General features: G+C 40.3%; 12 protein-coding genes, 1 pseudogene and 1 riboswitch. Of the genes and pseudogenes, 7 read left to right on the top strand and 6 right to left on the bottom strand.

The genetic code is table 11. The features are described 5' to 3' along the window. Nucleotides 1–163 precede the first annotated feature (163 nt). Nucleotides 164–1,495 carry an FAD-dependent oxidoreductase gene (locus E2R53_RS15180; protein ID WP_133312581.1) on the top strand — a complete coding sequence of 444 codons (1,332 nt, stop codon included), beginning with the start codon at nt 164–166 and terminating at the stop codon, nt 1,493–1,495. Nucleotides 1,496–1,702: 207 nt separating this feature from the next. Here E2R53_RS15180 and thiC read toward each other — a convergent pair whose 3' ends face one another. Next, nucleotides 1,703–3,412 (bottom strand): phosphomethylpyrimidine synthase ThiC, encoded by a 1,710-nt coding sequence (thiC, locus tag E2R53_RS15175; RefSeq protein ID WP_286166220.1) that lies wholly within the window; start codon nt 3,410–3,412, stop codon nt 1,703–1,705. Between the two features lie 120 nt (nt 3,413–3,532). Then, nucleotides 3,533–3,642: riboswitch (TPP riboswitch) on the bottom strand. 213 nt (nt 3,643–3,855) lie between these two features. Here thiC and E2R53_RS15170 point away from each other — a divergent pair. The 5 genes from E2R53_RS15170 (at nt 3,856) to E2R53_RS15150 (ending at nt 10,473) form a co-directional block, all read left to right on the top strand. Then, a complete protein-coding gene (locus E2R53_RS15170) occupies nt 3,856–5,400 on the top strand; it encodes a spore germination protein (protein WP_133312579.1) in 1,545 nt (514 codons plus the stop codon). Next, nucleotides 5,384–6,484 carry a GerAB/ArcD/ProY family transporter gene (locus tag E2R53_RS15165; RefSeq protein ID WP_133312578.1) on the top strand — a complete coding sequence of 367 codons (1,101 nt, stop codon included), beginning with the start codon at nt 5,384–5,386 and terminating at the stop codon, nt 6,482–6,484. Before E2R53_RS15170 ends, E2R53_RS15165 begins: the two co-directional genes overlap by 17 nt. Then, nucleotides 6,468–7,580: a Ger(x)C family spore germination protein gene (locus E2R53_RS15160; protein WP_133312577.1), complete on the top strand. Its 1,113-nt coding sequence runs from the start codon at nt 6,468–6,470 to the stop codon at nt 7,578–7,580. The genes E2R53_RS15165 and E2R53_RS15160 overlap by 17 nt, the downstream gene beginning before the upstream one ends. A gap of 131 nt (nt 7,581–7,711) precedes the next feature. Beyond that, a complete protein-coding gene (locus tag E2R53_RS15155; RefSeq protein ID WP_165971000.1) occupies nt 7,712–9,556 on the top strand; it encodes a PAS domain S-box protein in 1,845 nt (614 codons plus the stop codon). A 14-nt stretch (nt 9,557–9,570) separates the two neighbouring features. Next, nucleotides 9,571–10,473, top strand: coding sequence for a hypothetical protein (locus tag E2R53_RS15150; RefSeq protein WP_133312575.1), 903 nt, complete (start codon nt 9,571–9,573; stop codon nt 10,471–10,473). A gap of 28 nt (nt 10,474–10,501) precedes the next feature. Here E2R53_RS15150 and msrB read toward each other — a convergent pair whose 3' ends face one another. The 3 genes from msrB to E2R53_RS15135 all read right to left on the bottom strand — a co-directional run bounded on the left by msrB (nt 10,502) and on the right by E2R53_RS15135 (nt 12,881). Beyond that, nucleotides 10,502–11,449, bottom strand: a complete 948-nt coding sequence (msrB, locus tag E2R53_RS15145; RefSeq protein ID WP_435796799.1) for a peptide-methionine (R)-S-oxide reductase MsrB — start codon at nt 11,447–11,449, stop codon at nt 10,502–10,504. Nucleotides 11,450–11,890: 441 nt separating this feature from the next. Continuing rightward, a complete protein-coding gene (locus E2R53_RS15140; RefSeq protein ID WP_133312573.1) occupies nt 11,891–12,175 on the bottom strand; it encodes a hypothetical protein in 285 nt (94 codons plus the stop codon). A gap of 19 nt (nt 12,176–12,194) precedes the next feature. Further along, nucleotides 12,195–12,881 carry an HAD hydrolase-like protein gene (locus E2R53_RS15135; protein WP_133312572.1) on the bottom strand — a complete coding sequence of 229 codons (687 nt, stop codon included), beginning with the start codon at nt 12,879–12,881 and terminating at the stop codon, nt 12,195–12,197. 127 nt (nt 12,882–13,008) lie between these two features. Between E2R53_RS15135 and fumC the strand changes: the two genes are divergently transcribed. Continuing rightward, nucleotides 13,009–14,394, top strand: a complete 1,386-nt coding sequence (fumC, locus tag E2R53_RS15130) for a class II fumarate hydratase (RefSeq protein ID WP_133312571.1) — start codon at nt 13,009–13,011, stop codon at nt 14,392–14,394. Nucleotides 14,395–14,474: 80 nt separating this feature from the next. Here the strand turns inward: fumC and E2R53_RS15125 are convergent, their stop codons facing one another. Further along, nucleotides 14,475–14,783: a TIGR04104 family putative zinc finger protein gene (locus tag E2R53_RS15125; protein WP_165970999.1), complete on the bottom strand. Its 309-nt coding sequence runs from the start codon at nt 14,781–14,783 to the stop codon at nt 14,475–14,477. 126 nt (nt 14,784–14,909) lie between these two features. After that, a pseudogene (locus tag E2R53_RS15120) lies at nt 14,910–15,719 on the bottom strand (SDR family oxidoreductase); the annotation flags it as partial. Between the last annotated feature and the right edge of the window lie 177 nt (nt 15,720–15,896).

The raw sequence follows: 15,896 nt of genomic DNA, 5'->3' as shown, positions 1-15,896 counted from the left end.
ATAGATAGTAACAGGGAAAAAACTTTATGTGAAAAACTTCACAATATCTCTTGCGTTTTTAAAAATAGGGGAATATAATATGAATTAAGCAATGCATGTGAAGAACTTCACAATATCATGTGAAAACATTCACAAATGATAATCTCAAGGAGGAACTACTTTTATGAAAATCGCAGTGATTGGATGTACACATGCTGGAACAGCAGCAGTTTCAAATATGACGAAGCTTTATCCGGAAGCAGAAATTACGGTTTATGAAAAAAATGATAATGTTTCATTCTTATCTTGCGGCATCGCGTTATATGTAGGAGGAGTTGTTCAGGACGCACAGGGCTTATTTTACTCTTCACCTCAGGAACTTGAGAATATGGGAGTTACGATGAAAATGAAACATGCCGTGACATCTATAGATTCAGAAGCGAAAACACTGACGGCTGAAAACCTTGAAACAGGGCAGGTCATTGAAGATACGTACGACAAATTAGTGATGACGACAGGATCTTGGCCGATTGTTCCTCCCTTAGAAGGAATTCAATTGAATAATATCGTCCTTTCAAAAAACTATACTCATGCAAATAATATCATTGAAAAAGCAAAGGATGCCAAGAAAATCACAGTCGTTGGGGCAGGCTATATTGGGATTGAACTTGTAGAAGCGTTTGAATCTTACGGAAAAGAAGTTACTTTAATAGACAGTTCAGACCGCATTTTAAGCAAATATCTGGATCCAGAATATACAGAAGTCATTGAAAATGAATTTGAAAATCGCGGCATTACTCTTGCTTTGGGTGAGACAGTCAGCAAATTTGAGGGTGAAAATGGCCATGTTTCAAAAGTAGTGACAACAAAAGGGGCATACGAGACAGATTTAGTTGTGCTCTGCATTGGATTTAAACCGAATACGGTTTTGCTGCAAGGACAGGTAGATATGCTGGATAATGGCGCTATCATCGTCAATGAGTATATGCAAACAAGCAATGAAGATATTTTTGCAGCAGGCGACAGCTGCGCGATTCTCTACAATCCAACTGGGAAGCATGCGTATATTCCACTGGCTACAAATGCCGTCCGCATGGGAACTTTAGCTGCAAAAAACTTAGTGAAGAAAACAATCAAATATATGGGTACTCAAGGTACATCAGGCATTAAGATTTATGAAAACAATATCGCTTCAACTGGAATGACAGAAACAGCCGCTTCTTTTATGGATATGAATGTGAAAAGCATCACAATCTTAGAGAATGATCGTCCTGAGTTTATGCCATCCTATGAATCTGTCACTTTGAAGGTCGTTTATGAAGAAGAAACAAGAAGAATTGTCGGTGCACAGGTCATGTCAAAAGCGGATCTGACTCAATCAATCAATACTTTATCTGTCTGCATCCAAAATGGCATGACGATTGATGAGCTTGGCTTTGTCGACTTTTTCTTCCAGCCGCATTATAACAAGCCTTGGAACTTTTTGAACCAGGCAGGTTTGCAGGCGATACAGTAAGAGATTAAAACAGCGGAATGTATGTATTCCGCTGTTTTTTGGGGTAATTTGTAAAAAGGATAGTATTTACTGAAAAACAGAAAGTATTTATCTGTTTTTCGCAAGTAATAAGGATGTACCAGACAGTAAAAGGGCCATTTTGGAAAGTATTTTCAAACATGGGCCAGATAGTTGTATACCGTTTCAGCATTCACAGCCTAAGTCACCCTACTGATAAAGAGCTGAACCCTTTTCAACAAATTCTCTCGACTTTTGCTTCAGTCCTTCTTCCATTTCCTGTTCTTTAACCGTATTTCTTAAATCGTGGGAAATTCTCATCGAACAGAATTTAGGACCGCACATTGAGCAGAAATGAGCGGTTTTGGCTCCCTCAGCCGGCAGCGTTTCATCGTGATATTCTTTTGCCCGGTCAGGGTCCAGGGATAGATTAAATTGATCTTCCCATCGGAATTCAAATCTTGCTTTAGACAGGGCATCGTCTCTATACTGTGCATTTGGGTGTCCCTTGGCCAAGTCAGCGGCGTGAGCAGCAATTTTATAAGCAATGACTCCCTCGCGGACATCATCTTTATTAGGCAGTCCCAAGTGCTCTTTCGGCGTCACATAGCAAAGCATCGCCGTTCCGAACCAGCCGATCATCGCTGCGCCTATAGCTGAAGTGATATGATCATACCCCGGTGCGATATCAGTTGTTAATGGTCCAAGTGTATAAAAAGGCGCTTCCTGACAAATCTCCTGCTGCTTTTCTACATTTTCCCGAATCATGTGCATCGGAACATGGCCGGGACCTTCAATCATCACCTGGACATCATGCTTCCATGCGATTTTCGTGAGCTCACCCAGGGTTTCAAGTTCTGCAAATTGGGCTTCATCATTTGCATCTGCAATCGATCCGGGACGCAGGCCATCACCTAAGGAAATGGAAATATCATATTGCTTTAAGATCTCGCAAATCTCCTCAAAGTGGGTATAGAGGAAGTTTTCTTCGTGATGGGCTAAACACCATCCAGCGAGAATGGATCCTCCTCGTGATACAATTCCGGTTGTTCTTTTAATAGTTAAAGGAATGTACCGCAGCAAAACACCAGCATGAATAGTAAAATAATCGACCCCTTGTTCTGCCTGTTCGATTAAGGTATCTCTATAAACTTCCCAGGTCAAATCTTCAGCAATGCCCTTCACTTTTTCAAGCGCCTGATAGATGGGAACTGTGCCAACAGGTACTGGAGAATTTCTGATGATCCATTCTCTGGTGGTGTGGATATCTTTTCCAGTCGATAAATCCATGATAGTATCAGCGCCCCATTTAATCGCCCATGTCATTTTTTCCACTTCTTCTTCAATGGATGAAGTGACGGCTGAGTTGCCTATATTGGCATTGATTTTGACATGAAAATGCTTACCGATGATCATTGGCTCACTTTCTCTATGATTGATGTTTGCCGGAATGATGGCTCTGCCGGCCGCGACTTCACTTCTAATGAATTCCGGGTCCATGTTTTCACGAATGGCTATAAACTCCATCTCAGGTGTAATAATTCCTTTTCTGGCGTAATGAAGCTGAGTGACAGTGGCATTCTTTTTTGCACGCAGTACTTTTCTATCGCCAGTAAAGACGTTTTTATTTGAAGTCATATCCCCTTGGCGGCCGTTATCCTCAGGTTTAACTTTGCGACCTGCATATTCTTCCACATCATCCCGTTCAAAAAGCCAGCTTCTTCTTATTTCAGGCAATCCTTTTTTAATATTAATGGCAGCTGCTGAATCTGTGTATGGGCCACTCGTATCATAAACAAGCACAGGCTCATGATCTTGTGCGAGTTCAATTTCCCGAAAAGGAACACAAATGTCCTCTCTTGATCCTTTTTTGTATCTCTTTTTGCTGCCCTCAAACGGTTTAGTAAATGCGAAATCCAATCTTAACTCCTCCTCAATCGTTTTGTAGAGTTTTGATCTGCACCCGCGAAAGAATAGAAAAAGGGTTCTGTTAATGAACAGAACCCTTGGAACAGTATGTGTAAAAAGCCTAATAGAACGGCCTACGCCACACCGCTTCCCTACGCTGGTATCATCCAGATCAGGTTCAAAGGGTCAAAGACTCGCGTTCTTCTCTCAGTCCAGCATCATGGACTCCCCCAGCAGAATGAATAAAATATTCATTTGTTAGCAATATAGCAGGAAAATCAGCAAGCTGCAAGTGATTATTTTCACAATTAAAAATGTTGAAAATGATCAAGGCACAAGGCTGCGGTTCCTTGTACCTGTTTCAGCCTGAAATCTTTTTTTACTAATTTATTCCGATGTATACTTTTACCATCATACTAAGAAACTAATAAAGATTCTAGTGGAGGGGTGAGTCTATGTTTTCTTTATTCAAGAAAAAAAAACAATCAAAGCAAACGACACAGCAGCCTATGAATACGGCACCTCCCAAAGATACCAACATACCTGTTTCTTCTCATTTTAATGTAAATATCGCAAAAATCCTGACTCAGCTGGATCATACGGATGATTTAGGTCAAAGAAAGGTTATGTTCAAAGGGAAGCAAGGGCTATTGCTGTATTTTGTGCCTCTTATGAAGTCTGAAAAGATCAATCAGGATATTATAGGACCTTTGCAGCAAGCAGAGTCGGGAGAGGTAGAGGATGTTGTTGCAATTGCCTCGATTTTAAAAACGCAGGATATTCATGAAGCCATTCATTATCTTTGTAAGGGTGCATGTTTATTTCTGATAGAAAATTTGGATTACATTTATGCCATTGATTCTGCAATTAATGAAGCAAGATCTGTTGAAAAGCCTCAAAATGAAAAAGTTGTCCGCGGATCTCATGAAGGTTTTACGGAGAATATGGAAATAAATCTCAACTTAATCAGACAAAGAATATTAGATGGAAGTCTGGTTGTGAAATACTTGGAGATTGGAAACATATCAAGAACAAGAGTAGCGGTTCTTTATATAAACCATATTACAAACAAAGATTTGATTGACAAAGTTCTTACGAGATTAAAATCTATAAAAATTGATGCAGTTGATTCACCTGGAATTATAGAAGAAGCGATTGAGGACTCACCTTATTCTATTTTTCCGCAAATATTGAGTACAGAACGTCCGGACAAGGTTGTCTCTAATTTATTTGAAGGAAGAGTCGTTATTTTGCCGACGGGAAGCTCATCTGCCCTGATTGCACCTGTTAATTTTTTTGCATTCTTCCAAGCAACTGAAGATTATAACAGCCGCTGGATTTTCGGATCTTTTTACCGTTTTATCAGAATATTAAGCTTCTTTATTGCCATAAGCTTGCCGGCTTTGTATATAGCTACCATTTCTTATCATTATGAACTCATTCCGAATGACTTGATTCTGACTGTAAAAAGCTCGCTTGAAAATGTTCCTCTTCCGCCGATAGCTGAAGCTCTTCTGATGGTCATCATTTTGGAGCTGCTTCGCGAAGCAGCATTGCGTCTTCCGACGGCGATTTCGCAAACCATTGGTGTAGTTGGCGGTTTAGTCATCGGGACAGCCATTGTAGAAGCAAATTTAGTTTCTAATATGATGATTATTGTCATTGCATTAACCGCCATTGCTTCCTTTGTAGTTCCCTCAAATGAGATGAGTACAGCACTGCGGCTTGTGAGCTTCCCAATGATGTTTGGTGCAGCGGTATTTGGCTATCTGGGAATTGTTTTTATATTCGTTATCATTCTCATGCACCTCACCTTGCTGGAATCGTTTGGTACACCTTACTTTTACCCGCTTGCTCCGATGCAGTTTGACAATATTAAAGATTCTGTACTGAGAATGCATCATTGGTATATGAATGATCGTCCGAGAGAAACATCTCCTCAAAAGATCAGAAGACAAAATTCGTTAAGGAATTGGTCGAAGCATGAAAACGAATCATAATGTCACGCACAAGCAGATGTTTTTCCTTGTCCTTCAAACTCAGATTGGCATTGGGGTCTTGTCGCTGCCTTATAATATCTATCTTGTATCTGGTACTGATGGGTGGATATCAGTGATTATAGCAGGTGTACTTGCCCAGCTATTCACCATTTTATTTTGGGTGCTGGTAAAAAAATATCCGGATAAGTCCTTATTTGACATCAATAAACTGCTGCTTGGAAAAATTTTAGGGAATTTGGTTAATTTGGGCTACGTCCTGTTTTATATTTTCGTTTCAAGCTTAATCGCTGTATTGTATGTAAATGTATTAAAAAGATGGATTTATCATGAAACTCCGGCATGGGTCTTAATCTTGCTCCTTGCTTCCGTTTCAGTCTATTTTGCAAAAGAGAATATCCGCAAAATGGCACGTTTTTTCGTGATCGTCTCATTTTTGCTGATTTTCCTTTTTTTACTCACTCTTAACGCTTACCAAACAGCTGATATCCGCTACATTTTTCCTATCGGAGACAGCGGAGCGGTTAAAATATTACTCGGAAGCAAAGAAGCAATTATGTCCTTTCTTGGTTTTGAAATCATGCTGTATCTTTATCCATATATAAACAGCCAGCCAAATCAGGTATTAAAGTCAGTTACGTTGAGCAATTTCATTGTGACCATTTTTTATTCGTACATTACATTTACCAGTTATGTGTTTTTTAGTCCAAAAGAGATGAAGATTGTACCTGAACCAACTCTTTATTTGCTCAAGGCCATTACCTATTCCGTTATTGAAAGGGTGGATCTTGTTTTCCTGGCTATTTGGGTCGTTTCTGTTATTACGTCGGGTCTGATGTACATATATATTGCAAGCTCAGGCATGCAGAATGTCTTTAATAAGAAAAACCATCGTCCTTTTGTTCCGGTTGTCGTTTTAGTGGTATCATCGCTTGCTTTATCACCGGCTGAAAGTGATCAGCTGGCAGGAAAACTCAGTGATTATGTTGACAAACTCTCCTATTTATTTGTGTTTACAATCCCTATTTGTTTGCTGATATTATCCTTTTTCAGAAAGGGGAAGAAAAAGCATGATCAGACTTTTTAAGCGTATGATCCCGGTGCTTCTGATAATGCCGTTGATTACGGGGTGCTGGGATCAAAAAATGCTGAAAAACACGGTATTCATGTCTGCTACTGCCTTCCAAGTCGCGGATGATGATGAAATTTTGACGACTACGGCTATTCACTCCTATACGTCTAAAGAACAGCAGCCCATCAATAAAACCTTTTTTGTAACAGCAACCTCGCCAAGAAATGCAAAAATAAAGCTCAATCAGCAAATGTCCGGAACGGTGATGACCGCTAAAAATAAAGTTTTTTTAATAGAGGATGATCTCGCTGAAAAGGGGTTGTTTCAAATAGCGGATGTCCTCTATCGTACTCCTGAAAACCCTCTGAATGGGAAATTTGTCGTTGTTGAGGAAAATCCTCAGGAAATTCTTAATCTGCAAAAGGTTGGCGAGGAATTGATTGGACAATATTTAGCAGGGCTTATTGATACTTCCGAAACGTCTTCAGTTGTACCTGTTGAAACCATTCAATCCATGTGCACCGTTTTATTCGATGAAGGAAAAAGTCTAGTTCTTCCATATATGAAAATTGATAAAGAAAACCATACAGCCGATCTAATCGGAACGGCCCTTTTTCACAAAGATAAATTTTCTGGTACGACAATGGATTTGGCACAATCAAAAACGCTTTTAATCATGGCAAATCGAAAAGATAAAAAAATGGATATGAGCCATAAGTTCACATATAAGGGTAAAAAGCTTGTTGTTTCCTATGATGTAGCAGATTCCAAAGCAAAACTGGAAATTAAAAAGGATTCGAATCATAAAGTGAAGGCTGTCCTTCCTGTAAAAGTGAAAGTAGAAATCACTGAATTCCCGCATGACCATTTATATGACACAAAACTATTAAAGAAAGTCCAAGATAAAATTGCTGATTATCTGCAGCAGCAATCAGAGGATGCAGCTGCAAAGCTTCAGGAAGCCAATTGCGATTTTCTCGGGATAGGGAGAGAACTCATCGCTTATCATCCTTCTCTTTGGGAGGAGTTAAAATGGGAGGAGGACTACCCGAATATTCTCATTAAGCCCGAGATCAGTGTTGAAATTATTCATCATGGCATTACACATTAGCAATGGGATTTAGCCAGTATCTGAATAAGGATTTTAGCTTTATTAACTATAGCTTTTTTATAAAAGTTCAATATAGACAGAAAATTTGATATATTATGGGTATGAATGTACTTGGAGGAGGATGGACCGCAATGAAGAATCTGGAACAGGCTCATAAAGAGAAAGTCCTTTCTCAGGAAAAACTGGATGGATTAATGGAAGTTTATCTAAATCAGCTTGAAAACTCTCCAACCGCATTTTTAATTCAAGAAAACCGAAAGTGGACATATATAAATCCTTCTGCAATGAGACTGCTAGGGTTCACCTGCAAGGAGGATCTAATAGGAAAACCGATCTGGAATTCAATTGATCCGCAATATAGAGAGATGATCGAGCAAAGGATTTCCGATACAACAAATGGCTTTACGCCGACTTCAATGGAGCAGATCTGGTATACAAAAAAAGGTTTGCCCGTAAACGTGTTAGTCACGACACTGCCAAACGTATGGGGTGACATGCAGTCCACCAAGGTAATTATCAGAGATATCACAAATAAGAAAAAGCTTGAAAAAGAACATGATGAAACGATAAAAAAGTTCCGGCTGATTACGGAGAACATGCGTGATATCGTTGGGCTTCTTGATGAAAACGGACTGTTTACCTATGTTTCTCCTTCATACAAAGAAGTGCTGGGCTATGACATGTCAGAAGCAGTAGGATATAGCCCTTTTCAATTTGTTCATCCGGTAGACAGAGAACAGATTGCAGACCAATTTTACAAAATGCTGAAAGAAAATAGACAGCTGACGGTTGAGTATCGTTATTTATGCAAGGACAATACTTATATATGGCTGGAATCGCACGGGGTTCCTGTTACTGAAAATGAAACGCTAAAACATGCAATCGTCATTTCAAGAAACATTACGCAGCGGAAGCAAACAGAAGAAAAGCTGAGAAAAAGCGAAAGCAAATACCGGATCATTTTAGAGCACAGCAACGACTTAATTTGTGTAGTCGATCTAAACGGAAATTATAAATATGCCTCACCGTCTTACAAAAAAATTCTCGGATATGAGCCTGAGAGTATGATAGGGCAAAACGTTTTCAACTATATTCTTGCAGAAGATCAAGAAAAAGTAGAAGAAATTATGAGTACTCTTTTTACCACAAAAGAACCTGTCACCATTCCTTATCACAAAATTAGTCATTCAGGACACGCTGTTTTGTTTGAGGGAAAAGGGATGGCCGTTTTGAATCAGCACGGGGAGCCAGAGAGCATTGTGTTTATATCGAGGGACATAACTGAAAAAAGAAAAGTCGAGGATTACATCCGCAACTATGAAAAGCTTACGGTATTAGGTGAGCTTGCAGCAGGTGTTGCCCATGAAATCAGGAATCCGCTTACATCTATTAAGGGATTTTTCAAGCTGCTGACAGAAGAAGACAGTGGCGGGAAAGATAAAAAATATCAGAATGTCATTATGGATGAATTAAGCAGAATTGAGCAGATTGTCAATGAATTCATGGCACTGGCAAGGCCGCAGGCGATTCATCTGAAAGAAAGCATAAATATCGTTCAGCTTCTTAAAGATACAATGATTCTGCTGAATCCGGAGGCTTCCCTCAGAAATGTGGACATCGATCTTCAGTTTGACTCAGATGCCGCACAGATAGAATGTGAAAAAAATCAAATTAAACAAGTTTTTATCAATGTCATGAAAAATGCAATAGAAGCTATGCCGGAGGGCGGCCGCCTCAAAATCAGAGGAGAGAGCATAGAGGGGTTCTATTATCGGCTGACGTTTGAGGATAATGGGACAGGTATTGATGAAAAACGGCTTGAAAAACTCGGAACACCTTTCTTTACTACAAAAGAAAAAGGAATCGGCCTCGGTCTTACGATCAGCAACAAAATCATTACCGAGCATAACGGGGAATTTAAAATGGAAAGTGAACTGGGCATAGGTACAAAGGTGATCATAAGACTGAAAAAATAGCGGGGGATGGGGATATGAAGAAGTTTACGCAGGTTCAATTTCTTAAAGCACGGGAATTTATGCTTAAAAAAGCACGAAAGGTTGACCGAGCTTTATTTCTATTTGATTTTGAGAATGGCTCTAAAGAAGATGTGTTAATGGAGCTGAAAGCTTACCAGAATGAAGATGGCGGATTCGGTAATGGACTTGAGCCGGATTTCAGATACTCAGATTCTTCCGCACTTGCCTCGACGATTGGCATGCAGTATCTATCCAGAGTGAATGCGAATGAGGAAGACGATATCCTTAACAAAGTTATTGCTTATTTCGTGCAGACGTTTCATACCGAACTTCCTGGATGGGAGAAAGTTCCCCCTGAGGTAGAATCAGCGCCGAGGGCGCCTTGGTGGAATTATCAAAAGTCGGGGGATGATTGGGGAAATCCAAATGCTGAAATATTGGGTTATTTATTTGAATATGAACGTTTTATACCAGAGAGTATGCTATCTCAAATGACAGATTATGCAATCGGCCATCTTCGGGACATTAAGGAATATGAATTTCATGAATTGCTTTGCTATTTAAGACTTACTGAAAGAGGGCCGCAGGTAATCAGCCGTGAAATGACCGTTCATATTGATGAATTTGTTAACAAATGTATCATCAGGAATCCAGAAGATTGGAAGGGATACGGACTCCAGCCTGCAGGTGTGATTCAATCTCCAAGCTCCAGATATTATCCATTATTCTCTGAGAGCGTGGAACAGAATCTTGATTTCATCATTGGACAGCAAACGGATGACGGAAGCTTTGCACCAGCCTGGTCATGGGGGCAGTATGAAGAGACATGGCTTATTGCCAGAGAAGAGTGGAAGGGCTCTCTTACGCTTGAAAAATTGAGACTTTTACGGGAGTTTAACAGGATAGAAGGGCTATAAAAAAACTTCAGCGAAACCGCTGAAGTTTTTATTTCTTAAATAAAGCTGCAAATTCTCCGTATCCTTCTGTTTCTAAATCCTCTGCAGGCACAAAGCGCATCGCAGCTGAATTCATGCAGTACCTTAGTCCGGCAGGTTCAGGTCCGTCATCGAAGACGTGACCTAAGTGGGAATCTGCGTGTTTACTTCTTACTTCTGTTCGGACTGAAAAGAAGCTGCGGTCTTCTTTTTCAACGATATTTTCTTTCACAAGCGGTTTCGTAAAACTCGGCCAGCCTGTGCCTGAATCATATTTATCAAGGGAACTGAAAAGCGGTTCGCCTGAAACAATGTCTACATAGATGCCATCATCTTTTAAGTCCCAGTATTCATTGTCATATGCTTTTTCGGTGCCGTCCTCCTGAGTGACCTCATATTGTATGTCAGTCAGTTCTTTTTTTAACTCTTCTTTTGAACGCTTGGGATAGGCTTTGTCAGATGCCTGTTCTTTTTTCAGTTCATCGCCCCACGTTTTTTCTAAAAACAGATCCCGTCCTGAATGATTGCGGTAATATTCATATCGGACCGGGTTCTTTTTGTAATAATCCTGATGATAGTCCTCTGCCATGTAGAATGTTGAGGCAGGCAGGATTGGCGTGACGATTTTTTGATCGAAGCGTCCGGATTGATCCAGTTTTTCTTTAGAGGCCTGTGCCGCCATTTTCTGATCTTCATTATGAAAAAAAATCGCTGTTGAATATTGCTTGCCGCGGTCGACAAATTGCCCATCTGAATCGGTTGGGTCCACTTGCTTCCAATAAACATCAAGCAGTTCTTCATAGGACACCACAGCAGGATCGTACACGATTTGAACAGACTCAACATGCCCTGTTTTTCCTGAAGAAACGTCATTGTATGAAGGGTTTTCCTCGGTGCCGCCCGTATATCCTGAGATAACTTCCAAAACACCGTCAAGCTTTTCAAAAGGGGGCTCCATACACCAAAAACAGCCTCCTGCAAATGTCGCTGCAGAGAGATTTTCATCTTCATAATTGGCTTGAACAGCGGTGCTGCCCGATGATCTTGTAAATAAAGCTTCTCCGCCTTTGACCATGACAAAGACAAGACTAGGAATCAGCACGATTGACATGATCATTTTCACATTCCGTTTTTTCATATCATCCCATCCTTTACCTTTATGCAAAGGTAACGATATTTTCTTGCTGAAAAGATCACTTTTTATCAATAAATATTATTAATAAAATCGTATATGATTTTTGTGAAGATGAATAGTTTTGATGCTCCTGCTGTTACAAGATTTTTATTAAAAAAACAGCACATAAACGATTGCGTTTATGCGCCGATTCCTAAATTTTTGCGGAAATATCATATGCTTGTAAATGTTTCATTCGCTGCATTTATCGTTTTAGTATCTATCTCAAGCATGATTTTTTACTCTGCGGGAATAAAAGCTGATAACGAATGCAATCATGGCAAGAGCAGCGCCTGCCGTAACGAGCATGCCGTCAGGACTGTGATGGCTGCCTGTCAGTTTCCACAATTTATAGGGAATTACGGTAATGGCAATCAGAATTAGAAATCCTAAATATAGTTTAAGAATGTTTTCGTTCTTGTCTTTACTTGAACCCTTCAATTTTGCAAGCGAGTCTAAAACAAAAATCAAGAGCAGCAATGCTGCAGTCAGTACGAAGAAATCTCCCATTCGATCACCTCATTAATAGTTAAACAAACGTTTGATTAAGCTGTGTATTTCCTTGCTGCATCAAGGTTTTCTTCAGTGCGCTCACTGATTGCGCAAGAAATTCCGGTGATGCTGAGCTCAGTTCTTTCTTTGAACCATACCCATATAAAACCCCAATTGAAGCAATGTTATTTTCCTTCGCTCCAATCATATCGTGCTTACGGTCACCTATCATAATGATGTCTAATTTGGATATATCAGGATAATGCTTTACAACCTCTGCGATGATGTCTGACTTGGAAACAAGTGAGCCATCAAGATTGCTTCCGGCTATGTGCTCAAAATAAGCATCCATTTTGAAATGCTTAAGAATTTTTTCTGCAAAGATAGTTGGTTTTGAAGTAGCAACAGCAAGCGTAATATTTTCACGTTGCAAGTCTTCAAGGAGACTGATAATTCCTGGATAAACCTCATTTTCATACATCCCTTTTTCCGTAAAGTACTCCCGGTAAAAGCGGATGGCCTGCTCAGTGTCAGCATGATCGAAATCTAAATGCTTTTGAAACGACACCTGAAGCGGCGGTCCAATGAAGTCTTTTAAAACAGCGGCTGATGGCATTTTTACATTCATTGCATTCAATGCGTACTTAATAGAATGAATAATTCCTGTCCCTGGATCTGTGAGAGTTCCGTCCAAATCGAACATAGCGAGCTTAAAAGAATTCATTTTATTTCCTCCGCCGTTTTTCTATATTTTATCAAAAAAACAGCGGGAGAATAGGTGTGTTAAAAAGGTTTATATGAACTTTTCTTGAATAAAAAGGGTAAGGATAAAAAATATGGAGGTGCGGAAAATGGAATTTCGAATCGAAAAAGATACGATGGGTGAGATTAAAGTTCCTGCAGAAAAGTTTTGGGGGGCTCAGACACAGCGGAGCAAAGAAAACTTTAAAATCGGGTCGGAAAGAATGCCTCAGGAGCTGATTGACGCATTTGCCATTTTAAAAAGAAGTGCAGCTAAAGTGAATGGCAGATTAGGAAAACTAAGCGCAGAAAAAGAAAATGCGATTGTAAAAGTATGCGATGACATTCTCAGCCGAAAACTTGATGATCACTTTCCTTTAGTTGTATGGCAGACAGGAAGCGGAACGCAGAGCAATATGAATGTAAATGAAGTGATTGCAAACAGAGGAAACTCACTGTTAAGAGAATCAGATCTGCTCATTCATCCGAATGATGATGTCAACATGGGGCAAAGCTCGAACGATACATTTCCTACTGCGATGCATATATCAGGAGTGCTCTCTATTTTTGATTTATTAATTCCAGCCATAGATAAGCTTTATTTAACGCTTGTGAACAAATCTAAAGAAAACGAAGATGTCGTCAAAATCGGCAGAACACACCTTCAGGATGCTACCCCTCTCACATTGGGCCAGGAAATAAGCGGCTGGGTGCATATGCTGCAAAAGTCGAAAGATATGATTCTCTTATCCGTTGAAAAGATGCGCGATCTTGCCATCGGAGGTACAGCGGTTGGGACAGGCATCAATGCCCACCCTGATTTTGGGAGACTTGCTGCTGAAGAAATCAGCCTTTATACAGCCACTAAATTCCGCACGTCTGAAAATAAGTTTCACGCCCTGACAAGTCATGATGAAATCGTCTTTGTACATGGGGCTTTAAAAGGTCTAGCAGCAGATTTAATGAAGATTGCCAATGATGTAAGATGGCTCGCAAGCGGTCCAAGATGCGGAATCGGGGAAATCACCATACCTGAAAATGAACCGGGAAGCTCCATTATGCCCGGAAAAGTGAACCCAACTCAAAGTGAAGCCATTACGATGGTGGCAGCACAAGTAATGGGGAACGATGCAACGATTGGATTTGCAGCAAGTCAGGGCAACTTTGAACTGAATGTGTTCAAGCCCGTTATTATGTATAATTTCCTGCAATCAGTCAGACTGCTTGCAGATTCCATTCATTCCTTCAATGATCACTGTGCGATTGGCATCAAGCCGAATCGGGATGTTATCGATAACTATTTAAATGAATCTTTAATGCTCGTAACAGCTTTGAACCCTCATATTGGTTATGCAAATGCTGCGAAAATAGCGAAAGAAGCACATAAAGATGGAAGCACGCTGAAAGAGGCTGCGATAAAGCTTCAGCTTCTGACGGAAGAGGAATTTGATGAGTATGTGAATCCGCTTGATATGATTGGACCACGGGGTGAATAGGCCTTCATCGGGAGCATCCCTTTTTTTAGCGTCATTTCAGGTTGAAAAAAATAGGTAAATAAAAGAGCACGCTCTTTTATTTACCATAATGGTTTATCTTCTTCTATGTATTCATAGTAGTAAGGCGATAGCAGGACAGAGAGAATTCCTGCGAGAATAATAGCTGTTATTCTTACTGCTGCATCAGCACCCAAAATGGAACTTATAAAACTCGCAGCAACGATTGGAATGGCGATTAAGAGAGTTCCCTTTGTTCTTGATTTAGGGGTTGGAAACAAATTTGTACCGCACTTTGGACATTTCAGAATTCTGGTGAATTTCAGCGAGGTTAGAAGTGTTTCTTTCCATGTGAATTGATAATGGCATGACCTGCATGTCGGCAGTTTCAAGGCGGGACCTCCTGGGTGATTTAGTGTCAATTAACTATATTGTAGCATTGATGGAAATTAGAGAGAATATGAGCTGGTAAAAAAGTACTCCCAAAAACAGGAGTACCCCGGATAACCATTATTTGGTTTTTTCGATTTTTCTTCAATCAGCATTTTTCCCGGCCAAGTGTAGGCCATAATTCCGCCATCTGCTGTAATATCTTCTCCCGTCACATAAGAGCTGTCGTCAGATGCAAGGAAAAGAGCTACAGTCGCCATTTCTTTTGGACTTCCTAATCTGCCGAGCGGTGTAATCCACTTATTCGCGTCCCTGAACTTCTGTCCCATTTCCTCTTCTTTACTGCCTGCAAGTGTATCAATCAAAGGTGTTTCGATTGTGCCCGGGGAAAGAGAATTCACCCGAATTCCATTTCTGGCATAGTCAATGGCCATCGCTCTTGTAAAGTTTGTGATGCCGCCTTTTGCAGCGTTGTAGCCTGAACGGTCAAGATCAGCTGCACGACCGGACATTGAGGACGTATTAATGATAGACCCGCCATTTTCAAGCATAAGCGGAGCCAAATATTTGCTGCATAGAAAGGTTCCGCGCAAATCTACAGCCATGATCCGGTCAAACAGTTCAACTGGATATTCGTGGACTTTTCCGCCCTGCTGATCGACTCCGGCATTGTTGAAGAGGATATCAATCTTTCCGTATGCCTGCTTTATTTTTTCTGCAAAAGAGACAACACTCTCTTCTTCAGCAACATCCAGATAATAAGCTTCCGCCTGTCCTCCAAATGAGCGGATGGCTTCGACCGTCTCGTGCAGCTGCTCTTCTTTAATATCTGCACAAATCACGGTTGCCCCCTCATTTGCGAAAACCTCTGCAGTCGCAGCGCCGAATCCTGTTGCTGCTCCAGTTATAACCGCCAGTTTATCCTTTAATCTTCCCATAAGGAAAACCCCTTTTACTTATCTGATGTTCATTTTCCCTGTATGTGAAGCAGTAAACACAAGGTTTGTTTTTAGAAAATTAATACAATTTTGTTTATTGGAAGGACGGTTCATTGTATAATAATCTCACAACATACTAACCGGTCAGTTTGATGCTTTTCACAATCTTTAAGGAAA

The organism is Peribacillus frigoritolerans, assembly GCF_004358755.1.
In the GTDB taxonomy this organism is placed as follows: domain Bacteria; phylum Bacillota; class Bacilli; order Bacillales; family Bacillaceae; genus Bacillus_P.
The sequence above is the reverse complement of the archived record's forward strand: the minus strand, read 5'-3'. Positions and strand labels throughout refer to the sequence as shown.